14 protein-coding genes are annotated in these 16638 nt (G+C 63.0%); 10 read left to right on the top strand and 4 right to left on the bottom strand.

Annotation, left to right across the window (positions count from 1 at the left end; genetic code table 11):
- Nucleotides 1-4 precede the first annotated feature (4 nt).
- Nucleotides 5-1009 (top strand): DNA-directed RNA polymerase subunit alpha, encoded by a 1005-nt coding sequence (rpoA, locus tag R3E49_RS07960; protein WP_290742660.1) that lies wholly within the window; start codon nucleotides 5-7, stop codon nucleotides 1007-1009.
- Nucleotides 1010-1067: 58 nt separating this feature from the next.
- Complete coding sequence (rplQ, locus tag R3E49_RS07955) at nucleotides 1068-1457, top strand: 50S ribosomal protein L17 (RefSeq protein WP_027950917.1); 390 nt, start codon at nucleotides 1068-1070, stop codon at nucleotides 1455-1457.
- 278 nt (nucleotides 1458-1735) lie between these two features.
- Here rplQ and uvrA read toward each other — a convergent pair whose 3' ends face one another.
- Nucleotides 1736-4621 carry an excinuclease ABC subunit UvrA gene (gene uvrA / locus R3E49_RS07950; protein WP_371294565.1) on the bottom strand — a complete coding sequence of 962 codons (2886 nt, stop codon included), beginning with the start codon at nucleotides 4619-4621 and terminating at the stop codon, nucleotides 1736-1738.
- A gap of 179 nt (nucleotides 4622-4800) precedes the next feature.
- Here uvrA and R3E49_RS07945 point away from each other — a divergent pair, with 179 nt between their 5' ends.
- The 5 genes from R3E49_RS07945 (at nucleotide 4801) to glp (ending at nucleotide 9302) form a co-directional block, all read left to right on the top strand.
- Nucleotides 4801-5994: an MFS transporter gene (locus R3E49_RS07945; RefSeq protein WP_371294564.1), complete on the top strand. Its 1194-nt coding sequence runs from the start codon at nucleotides 4801-4803 to the stop codon at nucleotides 5992-5994.
- A gap of 130 nt (nucleotides 5995-6124) precedes the next feature.
- Entirely contained in the window at nucleotides 6125-6628 is a 504-nt protein-coding gene (gene ssb / locus R3E49_RS07940; RefSeq protein WP_371294563.1) for a single-stranded DNA-binding protein, read from the top strand.
- Between the two features lie 48 nt (nucleotides 6629-6676).
- Nucleotides 6677-7570: a sugar nucleotide-binding protein gene (locus R3E49_RS07935; RefSeq protein ID WP_371294562.1), complete on the top strand. Its 894-nt coding sequence runs from the start codon at nucleotides 6677-6679 to the stop codon at nucleotides 7568-7570.
- Nucleotides 7570-8103, top strand: a complete 534-nt coding sequence (moaB, locus tag R3E49_RS07930; protein WP_371294561.1) for a molybdenum cofactor biosynthesis protein B — start codon at nucleotides 7570-7572, stop codon at nucleotides 8101-8103. The genes R3E49_RS07935 and moaB overlap by 1 nt, the downstream gene beginning before the upstream one ends.
- On the top strand, nucleotides 8100-9302 hold the full coding sequence (glp, locus tag R3E49_RS07925; RefSeq protein WP_371294560.1) for a gephyrin-like molybdotransferase Glp: 1203 nt from the start codon (nucleotides 8100-8102) through the stop codon (nucleotides 9300-9302). Before moaB ends, glp begins: the two co-directional genes overlap by 4 nt.
- 13 nt (nucleotides 9303-9315) lie before the next feature.
- Here the strand turns inward: glp and fabB are convergent, their stop codons facing one another.
- Both fabB and fabA read right to left on the bottom strand, forming a co-directional pair.
- Nucleotides 9316-10542 (bottom strand): beta-ketoacyl-ACP synthase I, encoded by a 1227-nt coding sequence (gene fabB / locus R3E49_RS07920; RefSeq protein ID WP_371294559.1) that lies wholly within the window; start codon nucleotides 10540-10542, stop codon nucleotides 9316-9318.
- 4 nt (nucleotides 10543-10546) lie between these two features.
- Nucleotides 10547-11062 carry a 3-hydroxyacyl-[acyl-carrier-protein] dehydratase FabA gene (gene fabA, locus R3E49_RS07915; protein ID WP_371294558.1) on the bottom strand — a complete coding sequence of 172 codons (516 nt, stop codon included), beginning with the start codon at nucleotides 11060-11062 and terminating at the stop codon, nucleotides 10547-10549.
- Between the two features lie 288 nt (nucleotides 11063-11350).
- Between fabA and R3E49_RS07910 the strand changes: the two genes are divergently transcribed.
- The 3 genes from R3E49_RS07910 to R3E49_RS07900 are packed head-to-tail and all read left to right on the top strand — an operon-like array spanning nucleotide 11351 to nucleotide 14979.
- Nucleotides 11351-12790, top strand: coding sequence for a mannose-1-phosphate guanylyltransferase/mannose-6-phosphate isomerase (locus R3E49_RS07910; RefSeq protein ID WP_371294557.1), 1440 nt, complete (start codon nucleotides 11351-11353; stop codon nucleotides 12788-12790).
- Nucleotides 12787-13614 carry a UTP--glucose-1-phosphate uridylyltransferase GalU gene (gene galU, locus R3E49_RS07905; RefSeq protein WP_290742690.1) on the top strand — a complete coding sequence of 276 codons (828 nt, stop codon included), beginning with the start codon at nucleotides 12787-12789 and terminating at the stop codon, nucleotides 13612-13614. Before R3E49_RS07910 ends, galU begins: the two co-directional genes overlap by 4 nt.
- A gap of 15 nt (nucleotides 13615-13629) precedes the next feature.
- Nucleotides 13630-14979, top strand: coding sequence for a phosphomannomutase (locus R3E49_RS07900; RefSeq protein WP_371294556.1), 1350 nt, complete (start codon nucleotides 13630-13632; stop codon nucleotides 14977-14979).
- Here R3E49_RS07900 and pgi read toward each other — a convergent pair.
- Nucleotides 14976-16637, bottom strand: a complete 1662-nt coding sequence (gene pgi, locus R3E49_RS07895) for a glucose-6-phosphate isomerase (protein ID WP_371294555.1) — start codon at nucleotides 16635-16637, stop codon at nucleotides 14976-14978. The two genes, R3E49_RS07900 and pgi, sit on opposite strands and share 4 nt — an antisense overlap.
- Nucleotide 16638 lies beyond the last annotated feature (1 nt).

Raw genomic sequence — 16638 nt, 5'->3', positions numbered from 1 at the left:
CAGAATGCAGACAGCAGTAAACGAATTTTTGACTCCGCGGGTTATCAACGTCGAAGAGAAGACGAGCACTCGTGCGCAGGTCACCCTGGAGCCGCTGGAGCGGGGCTTTGGCCATACGCTCGGCAACGCCCTGCGTCGCATACTGCTGTCTTCCATGCCCGGCTGCGCCATTACCGAAGTCGAAATTGACGGCGTGGAGCATGAGTACAGCGCCATCGAAGGTGTGCAGGAGGACGTTATTGAGATCCTGCTGAACCTCAAAGGCGTTGCGCTGGTCATGAACGGCAAGGATGAAGCCGAGCTGACCCTGAGCCGCAAGGGCCCGGGTGTAGTCACCGCAGGCGATATCCAGGTCGACCATGATATCGAGATCCGCAATCCTGACCACGTGATTTGCCACCTCAACGGCAACTCGGACATCAGCATGAAGCTGACCGTGGCACGTGGCCGTGGCTACTCACCGGCTGATTCCAGAGAGAATCCCGAGGAGGAGACGCGCGCGATTGGCCGTCTGCACCTCGACGCCACGTTCTCACCCATCAATCGGGTGGCCTATGTGGTCGAGGCGGCACGTGTCGAACAGCGCACGGACCTCGACAAGCTGGTGCTCGACCTCGAGACCAACGGCACCATCGACCCTGAAGAGGCGATCCGCCGCGCAGCGACCATTCTGCAGCAGCAGCTGGCCGTGTTTGTCGACCTCGAGAGTGAGAGCCAGAGCGAATCTGTGGTTGAGGAAGACGAAGTCGACCCGATACTGCTGCGCCCGGTTGATGACCTCGAGCTGACAGTGCGTTCCGCCAACTGTCTGAAAGCAGAGAACATTTACTACATCGGCGACCTTGTTCAGCGCACTGAAGTTGAGCTGCTGAAAACCCCGAACCTGGGCAAGAAGTCACTGACTGAAATCAAGGATGTACTGGCGTCCCGCGGCTTGTCGCTGGGTATGCGCCTGGACAACTGGCCACCGGCCAGCCTCCGAAACGACGACCGGGTGTTGAGCATCTAAACACACGAGTTACCAGTTGGCAGTGCTGAGATAGCACAGAGAGTATAGGAAAGGAAAAATGCGTCACCGTCATAGCGGACGTCAGTTGAATCGGAATGCCTCCCACCGCAAGGCCATGTTCCGTAACATGACCGTGTCTCTGGTAGAGCACGAGTTGATCAAAACCACTTTGCCCAAGGCGAAAGAGCTGCGCAGCTACGCTGAGCCGCTGATCACCCTGGCCAAGAGCGACAGCGTGGCGAATCGCCGCCTCGCCTTCGATCGCATGCGCGACAAGGCTGCAGTGGGCAAGTTGTTTGCCGAACTCGGGCCGCGCTACCAGGCCCGCCCGGGCGGTTACATTCGCATCATGAAGTGCGGCTATCGCGCGGGCGACAAGGCTCCCATGGCCTATGTCGAATTGGTCGATCGTCCAGCGTCGGATGACGTAGCAAGCGAAGAGGCGTAAAGCCTCCCATTAAGAAGCCGGGCACTGCCCGGCTTTTTTATGCCCGCAATTCGGCACGATGACAACACCCGCTCGCGGTGTTAATCACGACAACCCACCGGCGAACCACCCTCCTACGACAAGCCCACCAGCATTACCCAGGCCACAGCGGACCGTCGGCGGCCAGGACGGCCGCCGCCGAGCCCCCATGGACGGGTTCACGGCGTGTCCGCAGTGGCCTGGGTAACGCTGCTGGGCGCCGGCACCACCGCACGACCGCACCACCGCACCGATACAGCCTATGCAGCCGCCTTCTTCTTCCTTTTCCGCACAGCCCCGGTCTTGCCGCGCCCGCCGGCTGCGCGCGTCAACAGCGGCTTGAGGAACATCCCGGTATAGGAACCGGGCGCTTCCGCAACCTCCTCCGGCGTACCTGTCGCGATAATCTGGCCGCCGCCCGAACCGCCTTCCGGCCCCAGGTCTACCAGCCAGTCCGCCGTTTTGATCACATCCAGGTTGTGCTCAATGATCACCACGGTATTGCCGTGATCCCGCAGGCGGTGCAGAACCTCCAGCAGTTGGCGAATGTCCTCAAAGTGCAGGCCGGTGGTGGGCTCATCGAGGATATAAAGGGTCTTGCCGGTATCGCGCTTGGACAATTCCCGCGACAGTTTGACGCGCTGCGCCTCGCCACCTGACAAGGTGGTAGCCGCCTGCCCGAGGCGTATGTAGGACAGGCCTACATCCATCAGGGTTTGCAGCTTGCGCGCGATGGTCGGCACCGGCTCGAAGAAGGCCAGCGCATCTTCCACCGTCATCTCCAGCACTTCGTGGATATTCTTGCCCTTGTAGCGGACTTCCAGCGTTTCGCGGTTATAGCGTTTGCCCTTGCAGACATCGCAGGGGACGTAAATGTCAGGCAGGAAGTGCATCTCTACCTTGGTGACGCCATCGCCCTGACAGGCTTCACAGCGACCACCCTTGACGTTGAAGCTGAAACGGCCGGGCTTGTAGCCACGCGAGCGCGCCTCCTGGGTGCCAGAGAACAATTCCCGCACCGGGGTAAAGATCCCGGTATAGGTCGCCGGGTTGGAACGGGGCGTGCGGCCGATCGGGCTCTGGTCGATGTCGATGCATTTATCGATGTGCTGCATGCCGGTGATCGCCGAGTAAGGCGCCGGCGTCAGTGTGGTGGCACCATTCAGCTCGGTAGCAGCGAGGGGATACAGCGTATTGTTGACCAGGGTAGATTTGCCGGAGCCGGATACGCCTGTGACACAGGTCAGTAGCCCCAGTGGCAGCTCGAGGGTGACATTCTGCAGGTTGTTGCCCGTGGCGCCCGAAAGCGTAAGCATTTTCTTGCGGTTCACAGGGGTGCGCTTTGCGGGCACAGCGATCGAGCGTTTTCCGGACAGGTAGGCGCCGGTCAGGGAATCCGCGTTGCCCACGATATCCGCCAGGCTGCCCTGGGCCACAATGCGCCCACCGTGCACCCCCGCGCCGGGGCCTATGTCAATAATGTGGTCAGCGCTGCGAATGGCGTCCTCATCGTGCTCAACCACCAGTACCGTATTTCCCAGGTCGCGCAGGTGCGTCAGCGTGCCCAGCAGGCGCTCATTGTCTCGTTGATGCAGGCCAATCGACGGCTCGTCGAGAATGTACATCACGCCGACCAGTCCCGCGCCAATTTGCGAGGCTAGGCGGATGCGCTGTGCCTCACCACCCGAGAGGGTTTCCGCGCTGCGGCTCAGCGTCAGGTAATTCAGTCCCACATCGACCAGAAAGCGGTACCGTGCGCGCAGTTCCTTGAGGATCTTGCTGGCGATTTCGCCCTTGCGCCCGGGCAGGGTCAGGTTGCCGAAGTAGACCTCGGCCTCGCCCACCGGCATTTCCGCGATGCTCGGCAGGTCGCGATCATCCACGAATACGTGGCGTGCATCCTGGCACAGGCGCGTGCCGCCGCAATCCGGGCAGGGTTGCGTCGACATGAACTTGAACAGCTCCTCACGCACCGACTGGGACTCTGTGTCGCGATAGCGCCGCTCCATGTTGGGCAGTATCCCCTCAAAGGGATGCTTGCGCTTGTAGACATCGCCGCGATCATTCATGTAGGCGAAGCTGATCTCCTCATCCCCGCTGCCCTGGAGAATGGCCTGCTGATGGTCCTTCTTCAGCTGTGCAAACGGTGTGTCGATGGAAAAGCCGTAGTGATCGGCGAGGCTGGTCAACATGTGGAAGTAGTACACGTTGCGCCGGTCCCAGCCGCGTATGGCGCCCTCGGCGAGGCTGGACTCCGGGTGCAGCACGACGCGTGCCGGATCGAAATACTGCTTGACGCCCAGACCGTCACAGCTGGAGCAGGCACCCGCGGGGTTGTTGAAGGAAAACAGTCGCGGCTCCAGTTCGTCGATGCTGTGGCCGCAGACGGGGCAAGCAAAACGGGCGGAGAACATGATGTCCCCGCCGTCGCCCTCCATGGGGCTGATCGTGGCGAGGCCATCGGTGAGACCCAGCGCCGTTTCGAAGGATTCCGCCAGTCGCAGGCTGAGATCGGCGCGCACCTTGAAGCGGTCTACCACTACCTCAATGTCATGTTTGCGCTTTTTGTCGAGGTCGGGAAGGTCATCAAGCTCGGTGATAATGCCATCGACCCTGGCACGTACAAAGCCGGCGGCGCGCAGCTCCTCAAAGACATGCAGGTGCTCACCCTTGCGCGCCCGCACCACGGGCGCCAGCAACATCAGTTTGCTGCCCTCGGGCATGGCCAGCACGGAATCGACCATCTGGCTCACCGTCTGGGCCTGCAGGCTCTCACCGTGTTCCGGGCAGCGCGGTTCCCCGACACGTGCGTACAGCAGGCGCAGGTAGTCGTATATCTCGGTAATGGTACCCACGGTCGAGCGCGGATTGTGGGATGTGGACTTCTGTTCGATGGAAATAGCGGGCGACAGACCCTCGATATGGTCCATATCGGGCTTTTCCATCATCGACAGGAACTGCCTGGCATAGGTGGACAGCGACTCCACATAGCGCCGCTGCCCTTCGGCATACAGCGTGTCGAAGGCCAATGAAGACTTCCCTGATCCTGAGAGCCCGGTGATGACAACCAGTTTGTCCCGGGGGATGTCGAGGTCGATGTTCTTCAGGTTGTGGGTGCGTGCACCGCGGACGTGAATGGTGTCCATGTGTCTCCGGTCAGGGGGTATCGGTCGAACCCGACAGTATAGGTGGTGTTGTCGTGTCGAGGCAAAAGGTTACCAGGTGGTACGCAGGCGTCTGCCGAGTGGATGCCACAGGGAAAGCGAAGCTGTTACCATAGCGGCTTTTGCAAAGTGCCTGCCCTGCTGTGATTACCAAACATCCCATGTCGTCCGTTGAGCGGCGCTCAGTGGCCTCACTGGCCTTGCTGTACAACGTGCGCATGCTGGGCCTGTTCATGGTGCTGCCGCTGCTGGCCCTGTACGCCGTGGACTTTGCCGGCGCGACGCCCACCTTGATCGGGGTGGCGCTGGGGGTCTACGGGCTCACCCAGGCATCACTGCAGATTCCCCTGGGCTGGCTCTCCGACCGCATCGGCCGCAAGCCGGTGATTATTGGCGGTCTGCTGGTTTTTGCGGCGGGCAGTGTGGTGGCGGCACTGGCCGAGAGCATTCAGGGCATCATTCTTGGCCGCGCCCTGCAGGGTGCCGGGGCGATTGCCAGCAGTGTGATGGCACTGGTGGCTGATCTCACGTCCCGGGAGCAGCGCACGAAGGCGATGGCGGTTGTGGGTGCGAGTATTGGCCTGGCCTTCGCCCTGGCCCTCGTACTGGGGCCGCTGATAGCGGGAATGGGCGGGCTGGAGGCCGTGTTTGGCGTCACCGCGGCATTGGCGTTGGTGGGCATCGTGGTGGTGCTCTGGCAGGTGCCGGACCCGCCTCACAGCGGGGTGACCTACACCGAGGTTGGTACGCGACCCCGCCTGTTCCGGGCCAGCCTGCGCAACGGCACGCTGCTGCGGCTGGATATCGGCATTTTTGCCCTCCATTTTGTGCTCATGGCCAGCTTCCAGATTGTGCCCGGGGCACTGGAGTCAGTGGTTGGGGTGGCCCGCGAGCACCATTGGCAGATTTACCTGCCCGCGGTATTGCTGTCGGTGCTCGGCATCCTGCCCCTGATGCGGCTGGCCGAGCGCGGCGGCCGTCACCATCTTGTGTTCCTTGTCGCTATCGCCGTATTGATGGTGGCTCTGGCACTGCTCGGCCTGGCGGCCACGCCCTGGTTGTTCTGCGTGGCACTTTGGTTGTTCTTTGTCGGGTTCAACTATATGGAGGCGGTGTTGCCCTCCCTGGTCAGCAAGGCCGTGGCACCCGAGGCCAAGGGTACGGCGCTGGGCATATTCTCCACCGCGCAGTTTCTCGGTATCTTCGCCGGTGGTGCCGCGGGCGGCTGGGTACTCCAGCACTACGGGATCGTTGGCATTACCGAGTTGTGCCTGCTGGTTATCGCGGTGTGGATGCTGGTGGCACTGCCGGCGCCTGTTCAAGGCGAGTCCGGGTTGGGCGAAGCCGCGCCCTGAGTGCCGGGCGGCAGCCGCAGGCCTGAACCGATGGGTTTTGGCGTGATGTGCTGTCGCAATTGCACAGGCGGATTGTTATAGTCCCTGCAGTTATGTCCAATCGCCAACCGTCCACGAAAGAGGAGTTACCATGGCTTCACGGGGCGTCAACAAAGTCATACTCGTCGGTAATCTGGGCGCGGATCCGGAAGTGCGCTACATGCCATCAGGTGGTGCGGTGACCAACGTCAACCTGGCTACGTCCGAGAGTTGGAAGGACAAGCAGACCGGCCAACCCCAGGAACGCACGGAGTGGCACCGTGTGGTCTTCTTCAATCGGCTGGCGGAGATTGCTGGTGAATACCTGAAGAAGGGCTCCAAGGTGTATGTTGAGGGCTCCCTGCGCACGCGCAAGTGGCAGGCACAGGACGGCCAGGATCGGTACACCACGGAAATCGTGGCCAGTGAGATGCAGATGCTGGACAGCCGCCCCGGCGGCGGCCAGATGGGCGGCGACAACTATGGGCGCGATGAGTACAACCAGAGCGCGGCGCCGCAGCAGCAAGCTCCCGCCGCATCGGGCGGCGCACGTGCGCCGGCGAGCAACACACCTCCCGGTGATTTTGACGACTTTGACGACGACATTCCTTTCTGAGGCGGGTGTTGCGCCTGCAGGGCAGGGCAGTGATCCGGGGGTGCTCGTGTGCGCGTCCTGTTGATCGGCTCGGACAGCTCTCTGGGGCTGGCACTGGCGGACCATCTGAAGCGCTGGGGCCGGCACGAGCTTGAGAGTGTTTCCAGCTCGGTGTCGCGCTGGAAGAGTGAGCGCCACGCCAAGAAGGTTGTGCGCCGTGCGCGGGCGGACATCGTGGTTGATCTGCGCCTGCAGGGCGCAATCGACAGTGGCGAACTGATCAACGAGCTGGATGTCGAGCGCAGTCACTGGTTGGCCAAGGCCTGTCAGCGCAGCGATGCCAGCTATTTTCTGGTGTCCAGCGCGCGCGTGTTCGCAGGTGATGCGGAGCGCAGCTATCGCGAACAGGACCCGCCAGACAATCCCGAAACGGTGGGGCGTTTGTTGGCGGCGGCGGAAACGCGCGCCAGCGAGACCTGCGAACGGCACGTGGTGCTGCGTCTTGGCCCGGTATTTTCCGCAGCCGGCGTCAACGTGTTGTCGCATATGCTGGAACAGCTGATCGCAGGCGGTACCTTGTCACTGGACAACCAGCTCAGGGGTTGCCCCGTCGAGTCTCTGGACGCCGCCCGGGTTGTGGCAGGCATGCTCGACCAGTTGGGTGCCGGCGCAGAGTCCTGGGGTATCTACCATTACTGCAGCACGGATACGACCAACTGTTATGAGTTTGCAGAAGCGTTGCTGGCTTCCGCGTCCCAGTTCTCGCGCTTCTCTCCCGATGCCGTGCAGTTGCAGTTGCTGGGCGGCCCGGGCCGCGCACTCAACCGCTCACTGCAGTGCAACCGCATCCGCAGCACCTTTGCCATCAAACAGGTTTCCTGGCGCAGTTTTGTCGCCGATACCGTGCGCCAGTACTTTTACCAACGCCAACAACAGCAGGCAAACAAGGAGGCCTCAGGCTGATGTCTGAATCGTCCGCGAGCGGCACAGCGACCGGTCTGTCGATTGCGGTGCTGACGGTATCCGACACCCGTACGCCCGACACCGACACCTCGGGGCAGTACCTGGTGCAGGCGCTTGTAGCCGCAGGTCACAGCTGCTTCGCGCACAACATCGTGCCCGATGACATCTACCAGATTCGTGCGTTGCTGTCTGGCTGGATAGCCGAGCCTGCCGTGCAGGTGGTGCTGGTGACGGGCGGTACCGGGTTTTCCGGGCGGGATTCCACGCCCGAAGCGGTGGCACCGCTGTTCGATAAATCCATCGAGGGTTTTGGTGAAGTCTTCCGCGCCTTGTCGTTTGCAGAAATCGGGTCGTCGACGGTGCAGTCGCGCGCCCTGGGCGGACTCGCCAACAACACGCTCATCTTCTGCATGCCGGGGTCCACTGGTGCCTGTCGCACCGCCTGGACAGGCATTATCCGCGAACAGCTGGACAGCGATCACCGGCCCTGTAACTTCGTTGGGGTGCTGCGGGCCCGCGCTACGCTGTCGTGAAGCCGCTACTGCCGGTCGATGAAGCGCTGGCGACCCTGTTGGCCAGCGCCCCCCCACCGCCTGCCAGCGAGCTGCGCTGTCTGCAGACGGCGTGTGGCATGGTGCTGGCCGACGATGTGATCGCCTCCGTCGCGGTGCCACCGGAGGACAACAGCGCCATGGATGGCTACGCACTGCGCGCCCGCGACGCCACCGCCCCGTTGCCCGTCAGCCAGCGTATTGCCGCCGGACAGGCTCCCGAACCCCTGATGCCGGGGACGGCGGCACGGATCTTCACCGGCGCGCCAGTGCCTGCCGGTGCCGATGCCATCGCCATCCAGGAACAGTGTGTCGAGGTCAACGGCACCGTCGTCATACAGGGGGCGGTGCAGCCGGGTGACAATATTCGGCCGTGTGGGCAGGATATCCCTGCAGGCACTCGTGTGCTGGCCCGGGGCAGGCGTCTGCGAGCCGAGGATATGGGGCTCCTGGCCGCGGTGGGGCTTGCGCAGGTGCCTGTTCGACGCCCGCTGCGGGTCGCGCTGCTGGCCACCGGTGATGAACTGGTGGAGCCCGGCGTCGCGCCCCTGCGAGCGGGGCAGATCTACAACAGCAATCGCTATATGCTCGCGGCGCTGGTGCGCGGCCTGGGTATGCAGGTTGTCGACTGTGGCAGGGTGGCCGATACGCCGGAGGCCACGGCCGCAGCGCTGGTGCAGGCGGCAGGCAGCGCCGACTGCGTAATCAGCTCGGGTGGCGTATCCGTGGGCGACGAGGACCATGTGCGCCATCAGGTGGAGCGGTTGGGTTCGCTGTCTCTGTGGCGCCTTGCCATCAAGCCGGGCAAGCCACTGGCGTTCGGGGAAGTCGCTGGTGTGCCGTTTCTTGGCTTGCCCGGCAACCCGACTTCCAGTTTTGTCACCTTCTGCCTGCTGGCCAGGCCCTTCCTGTTGCGCTACCAGGGTGCTTGCGACGTAGAGCCGCTCTGGCTGCGTGCCCGGGCCGGGTTCAGTCGTGCCAAGCCGGACAGCCGGCAGGAGTATCTGCGGGTGAGCGTGAGCGCCGGGCCCGATGGCCCGCTGGTGGTACCCTTTGCCAACCAGAGCTCGGGTGTGCTGAGTTCGGTGTGCTACAGCAACGCGCTGGCCTGCGTGCCTCCCGCGACCTGCGTTGTGGAAGGGGACTGGCTGGATGTGGCGCTACTGGATTCCCTTTGCTGAGTCCGGTGCCTGCTCAGCCGGTGAATTTCTGGAACACGAGCGAGGCATTGGTGCCACCGAAGCCGAAGCTGTTGGACATCACGCGTTGCAGGTCCACGTTGTCGTGTCGCTGGGTGGCGATCGGCAGGCCCTCCGCTTCCGGGTCCAGGGTCTCGATATTGGCCGAGGCGGCGATAAAGCCGGCTTGCTGCATCAGCAGGGAGTAGATCGCCTCCTGCACGCCGGCGGCACCCAGAGAGTGCCCCGAGAGTGACTTGGTCGATCCTACAACGGGAATGTGATCGCGATCGCGATAGGCTTCACGCACCGCCTTCAGTTCCTGAATGTCGCCGGCGGGAGTGCTGGTGCCGTGGGCATTGATATAATCGATCGGGCCGCTGACCGTAGCCAGCGCCTGCTGCATGCAGCGTACGGCGCCTTCGCCAGAGGGCGCCACCATGTCGTAGCCGTCGGAGGTGGCGCCGTAGCCGACTAACTCGGCGTAGATCCGTGCACCCCGTGCGAGGGCGTGTTCCAGTTCTTCAAGCACCAGCATGCCACCGCCGCCCGCGATGACGAATCCGTCCCGGTTTGCGTCGTAGGCGCGAGAGGCGCGCTCCGGCGTATCGTTGTACTTGGTGGACAGCGCACCCATGGCGTCGAACAGGCTGCTCAGTGTCCAGTGCAACTCCTCGCCGCCGCCCGCGAACACGATGTCCTGCTTGTTGAGCTGAATCTGCTCCATGGCGTTGCCAATGCAGTGCGCGCTGGTGGAGCAGGCAGATGAAATCGAGTAGTTCACGCCCTTGATCCGGAAGGGCGTGGCGAGACAGGCTGATACCGTGCTCCCCATGGTTTGGGTCACCCGATAGGGGCCCACGCGGCGCAGGCCTTTTTCCCGCAGAATGTCGGCCGCTTCGGTCTGGCTTGCCGATGAGGCGCCACCGGACCCGGCGATGATACCTGTGCGCACATTGGATACGTCTTTCTCGGCGAGTCCGGAGTCCGCTATCGCCTGCTGCATGGCGATGTAGGCATAGGCGGCAGCATCACCCATGAAGCGAAGCTGTTTGCGATCGATGTGATCAGCGACAACAATATCCGGTGCGCCGGCGATATGGGAGCGCATCCCCATATCAATCTGTTCCTGGCGAATCTTGATGCCGGAGCGCCCGGCCCGCAGCGCCTCGGTGACTGTTTTGGCATCGTTACCCAGGCAGGACACGATACCGAGCCCTGTAATGACTACCCGTCTGCTCATGGGATTAGAAAGACTCCGTTGAGGTGAACAGCCCGACGCGCAGGTCGTTCGCTGTGTAGATATCGCGACCATCCACCGATACCACGCCATCGGCTATGCCCATGATGAGCTTGCGCTCGATAACCCGCTTCATGTGGATGTGGTAGCTGACCTTCTTTGCGCTGGGGACAACCTGCCCGGTGAACTTCACCTCGCCGGAGCCCAGTGCGCGACCCCGCCCCGGGTTGCCGCGCCATCCGAGAAAGAAACCCACGAGCTGCCACATGGCATCCAGTCCCAGGCAGCCGGGCATCACCGGGTCACCCGGGAAGTGGCATTGGAAAAACCACAGGTCCGGGTGGATGTCGAGCTCGGCGACGATTTCCCCCTTGCCGTAGCGGCCACCCTCGGAACTTACGTGGGTGATGCGATCCAGCATCAGCATGTTGTCGGTCGGCAACTGGGCGTTGCCGGGGCCGAAGAGGTGGCCGTGGCCGCAGGCGACCAGTTCTTCTTTCGTGAATGCGCTTTGTGCGGTCATAGTGTGTCCAGTCGGGCCCTGGAGTCCGGGCAGGGCGTCAGGCCCCGGTGTCGGCCGCGTGATGATCGGGCAGGGCGTGTGTGTCAGGGCGTCATTCTAAACCCTGCGGGGCACAAGTCCAGCGCTGGCGTGCGCGGGGTGCTGGCGGTGCATGAGTATGCAGACTGGTGAGACCGGAGCCGATGCCGGGGCGCGCTGGCCTCGCGCTTTGTCCATCAAGTAAGATAGTGGGTTCCAGCGAGCATCGGCTGCTTGTAGCCCGTGTCGCCCAACGCAACAGGATCTGCCATGTTGACACCCGTACTTCTTTCCGGCGGCGTCGGAAGTCGCCTGTGGCCCGTTTCGCGGGAGCTTCACCCCAAGCAGTTTCTGCCCCTCGCCGGCGAATTGACCATGCTGCAGCAGACCCTGGCGCGCACCGGTTCCCTGCAGGCACGGGCGCCGGTGGTGGTGTGCAATGAAGAACACCGTTTCATGGTCGCCGAGCAGCTGCGCCAGGTCGGCATCAAGGCCGGCGCACTGATTCTCGAGCCTGAGGGGCGCAACACGGCACCGGCGGTAGCGCTGGCGGCGCTGCACGAATTGGCACAGGATCCCGAGGCGGTGTTGCTGGTGCTGCCCGCGGATCACCTGATCCAGCAGGTGGAGGCCTTTGCCGAGGCGGTTGCCCGGGCCCTGCCGCTGGCCCGCGCTGGCCGCCTGATGACCTTTGGCGTGGTGCCGCATACGCCTGAAACCGGCTACGGCTATATCCGCTGTGGCGCGGCGCTGGGGGATGATCTCTACACCCTCGACGCGTTTGTCGAGAAGCCCGACAGCGCCACCGCCCAGGCCTACCTGGAGAGCGGCAGCTACCTCTGGAACAGCGGCATGTTTCTGCTGCGGGCGGAAACCTACCTGGCGCAGTTGGCAGAATTCCAGCCGGCGATGCTGGCCAGCTGTCGGCGGGCAATGCAGGAGTCGACGCAGGATATGGACTTCATTCGCCCCGAAGCAGAAGCCTTCGCTGCCTGTCCCGCTGACAGTATCGACTACGCGGTGATGGAGCACACCCGGGAAGGCGGCGTGATCGCGCTGGACTGCGGCTGGAGCGATGTCGGCGCCTGGTCGGCGTTGTGGGAAGTGGCAGCGCGCGACCCGCAGGGCAACGTCAGCCAGGGCGATGTGATGCTGGACAACTGCCGTGACAGCTATTTCCGCAGCGAGTCCCGCCTGCTGGCGGCCACGGGTGTCGCGAATCTTGTCGTCGTGGAGACTGCGGACGCCGTACTGGTGGCCGACCGCGACCAGGTGCAGGACGTCAAGCGTATTGTCAGCCGCCTGAAGGCCGAATCGCGTCCAGAGGCATCACTGCATTCACGTGTGTATCGCCCCTGGGGTTCCTATGAAACGTTGGTCAGTGCCGACCGTTTCCAGGTCAAGCGTATTATCGTCAATCCGGGCCAGACGCTGTCGTTGCAAATGCATCACCACCGCGCCGAGCACTGGATCGTGGTGCACGGCACGGCGGAGGTGACCTGCGAAGAGAAGGTCTTCATGCTCGGCGAGGATGAATCCACCTATATCCCGCTTGGCCGCAAGCACCGTCTCGCCAACCCCGGACGCATTCCTCTTGAGCTGATTGAGGTGCAGTCAGGGACGTATCTTGGCGAGGATGATATCGTTCGTTTTGAGGATGTATATGGCCGCGAAAAGGCCACTCAGGCACGCAAGGAGAGCCGCTCATGATCAAGAAATGCCTGTTTCCGGTTGCCGGTTATGGCACCCGCTTCCTGCCCGCGACCAAGAGCATGCCCAAGGAGATGCTGCCTATCGTGAACAAACCGCTGGTGCAGTACGGCGTGGAAGAGGCCATCGCGGCGGGCATGACGACCTGTGCCATGGTGACCGGGCGCGGCAAGCGCAGTATCGCGGATCACTTCGACATCAGCTTTGAGCTGGAGCACCAGATCTCCGGCACCGGCAAGGAAGTGTATCTGGAAAGCATTCGCAACGTTCTGGATAAAGGCGTATTCACCATGGTGCGCCAGCGCGAGATGAAAGGCCTGGGCCACGCGATACTGACCGGCGAGGCCCTGATCGGCAGCGAACCGTTTGGGGTGGTGCTGTCGGATGACCTCTGTATCAATGATGGGCCGGGCGTGCTCAGCCAGATGGCGGAACTGTATCGCCAGTTTCGCTGCTCGATTGTCGCCATTCAGGAAGTGCCCATGGAGGAAGTGCACAAATACGGCGTGATTGCCGGTGAGAGCCTGAAGGATGGCATTTACCGCGTCGACAAGATGGTGGAAAAACCGGATGCCGCCTCTGCACCCTCCAATCTGGCGATCATCGGCCGCTACATCCTCACGCCGGATATCTTCGACATCCTGCGCGAGACGCCGCCCGGCGCCAACGGCGAGGTACAGCTCACCGATGCATTGCAGACCCAGGCACGGCAGGGTTGCGTCATGGCCTACAAATTCTCGGGCCGGCGGTTCGACTGCGGCAGTGTCCCGGGTTTTGTCGAGGCCACCAACTTCGTCTACGAAAACTACTATTCCCAGCCGTAGGCGGAGCGCAGACCCATGGAAAAACTGGACTGTTTCAAAGCCTACGATGTGCGTGGGCGCGTCCCCGACCAGCTGAATGAGGAGATCGCGCGGCGCATCGGCCGGGCCTATGCCGAGGTGGTCAAGCCGCGCAAAGTGGTGGTGGGCCACGATATCCGCCTCACCAGTGAAGCCATCAAGGCAGCCCTGGCGGACGGCCTGCGTGAGCAGGGGGTGGATGTCTACGATATCGGGCTGTGTGGCACTGAGGAGATCTACTTCGCCACCAGCCACGCGCAAATGGACGGTGGTATCGTGGTGACGGCGAGCCACAACCCCAAGGATTTCAACGGCATGAAGTTCGTGCGCGAGGAATCCAGGCCGATATCCGGCGACAGCGGCCTCGCTGAGATCCGCGCGCTGGCCGAGGCCAATCACTTTACGCGTGCGGCCACCCACGGCCGCTACCTGCCGCTGGACACCTCCTCCGCCTACATCGAACACCTGCTGTCCTATGTCGATGTCGATGCGCTGCCCCCGCTGCGTATCGTGGTGGATGCGGGAAACGGCGGTGCGGGGCGCGTTGTCGACCTGCTGGCGCCGCATCTGCCTTTCGAGTTCGTCCGCTTGCACCATGAGCCGGATGGACACTTCCCCAATGGCGTGCCCAACCCGCTACTGCAGGAAAATCGTGCTGTGACGAGCGCCTCAGTCCTCTCCGAGGGCGCCGACCTGGGCCTGGCCTGGGATGGCGACTTCGACCGCTGTTTCTTCTTCGACGAGCGCGGCGAGTTTGTCGAGGGGTATTACCTCGTGGGCTTGCTGGCGGAAATGGCGCTGGAGCAACACCCGGGAGCGGCGATCATTCACGATCCGCGGCTGGTATGGAACACCATCGATCGCGTGCAGAAGCTCGGTGGGCGGGCGGTGGAAAGCAAGACCGGCCACGCATTCATCAAGGAGAGGATGCGGGCCGAGAACGCCGCCTATGGCGGAGAAATGAGCGCCCATCACTACTTCCGCGACTTCGCCTTTTGCGACAGCGGGATGATTCCCTGGCTGTTGGTTGCAGCCCAGCTCGGGCGCCGTGGCATGCCGCTCTCGGCGCTGGTTGCGGAATGCATGGCGGCGTTTCCCTGCAGTGGCGAGATCAACCGCAGTGTCGATGACCCTGCCGCAGTGCTGGCGAAGGTTGCGGAGCGCTATCGCACGCAGGCACTGGAGGAATCTTCGGTGGATGGGCTATCCATGGCGTTTGCGGACTGGCGCTTCAATCTTCGCCTGTCGAACACGGAACCCGTGGTGCGTTTGAACGTGGAAAGCCGAGGTGATGTCGACCTGATGAGGACGCAGACCAGCACCCTGCTGGCGCTGATCGACGCCTAGTCCGTTGCTGTTCGCGCCGCCGCCTGCGCCCTGAACCACTCGGCGATCAGTCGTTCACTGGCCGGGTCCAGCGTCTTGTCTGCCTCGGGGTGGTCCAGACGCTGCAAAATGCTCTGGCCGATATCCTTGCCAAGCTCCACGCCCCACTGATCGAAGGCGTTCACGCCCCACAACTGACTGCTGCAGAAGGTGCGGTGTTCATACAGTGCCAGCAGTGCCCCCAGGGTAAGGGGGGTGAGGGCATCCAGCGTGATAACGCTGTGTGGCCTGCTGCCGGGAATCACCAGATGCGGCGCCAGTTGCCGGGCGGCGCTTTCTTCCATGCCGCGTTCCAGCAGGCTGGCGAGCGCCTCGTCCTGGCTGCGCCCAATCATCAGGGCGCGGCTCTGGGCCAGCCCGTTGGCGACCAGCAGGCGGTGCTGCGCCGCTTCTCCCGTGGGGGTGGTCAGCGGCAGAATCAGGTCGGCGGGGCACAGCCGTGTGCCCTGGTGCAGGAGCTGGTAGAACGAGTGTTGACCCATGGTGCCCGCGGCGCCCCAGAGCACCGGAGCGGTGTCGTAGCCGAGGACCTCACCGTCGCGGCTCACGCGTTTGCCGTTGCTCTCCATGGTCAGTTGTTGCAGGTAGTCGGGGAGCCGTTCCAGGCCCTGGTCGTAGGGCAGGACCACATGGTTCGCGGCCTGGAAGAAATTGCAGTACCACACCTCCAGCAGGCTCATCAGGATCGGGAGATTCTGCGCACTGTCTGCTTCCAGGAAGTGGCGGTCCATTGCCTCGGCACCGGCAAGCAGGGCGCTGAAACCATCCCAGCCAATACCGATGGCGATACTCAGTCCGACTGCTGACCACAAGGAAAAGCGGCCACCGACCCAGTCCCACAGCGGCAGGCAATTGTCGGCGGGAATGCCAAAGGCTGCCGCGGCGTCGAGATTACTGGTAATGGCCAGGAAATGGCGTGACCAGTCTTCATTTCCGGCTCCAGCGGAACGCAGCCAGTGCTGCGCCGCCTCGCCGTTGGCAAGGGTCTCCTGGGTACGGAAGGATTTTGAGCAGAGGATGAACAGCGTGGTTTCAGGCTGCACCTGTCGCAGCGTGCTCTGCAGGTCCGCAGGGTCCACGTTGGCCACGTAGTGGCAGCGTATGGGACCCTGCCAGGCCGGGAGCGCAGCGGTGACCAGTCGTGGGCCCAGATCGGAACCGCCAATGCCGATGTTTACCACGTCTCGAATGGCCTGCCCGGAGTATCCGGTAAGCTCACCCGAAGCGATGCGTTCGCACCAGAGGCGCATACGGTGCCGGGTATCTTCCACGCGGCTGAACTCGGCCTCCAGTCCTGCGGGTGCCGTGCGTGCGCGCAACAGGGTGTGCAGCGCGGGTCGCGCCTCGGTGTTGTTCAGCGCGACGCCGCTGAACAGCTGGCGGGCGCGGCGGGGCAGCTGCGCCTGTTCGGCGAGTCGCAACAGGGCTGCGCGGCTGTCCCGACAGAGCAGCTGACGGGAGTAATCCAGCGTGAGCCCGGCTGCACTGGCCGTGAAATCGCCGGCCCGCTGTACTTCACGGTTGAACAGGGCACTGACAGATGTGCTGCGCATCCCCTCGGCCAGGGTCTGTAGTTCGTGCCACGAGGGAAGGTCCGGGAGTTGCAGAGTGTGTGCCATG

The organism is Haliea sp. (assembly GCF_041395985.1).
In the GTDB taxonomy this organism is placed as follows: domain Bacteria; phylum Pseudomonadota; class Gammaproteobacteria; order Pseudomonadales; family Halieaceae; genus Haliea.
This window is presented reverse-complemented; position numbering and strand designations above follow the sequence as displayed.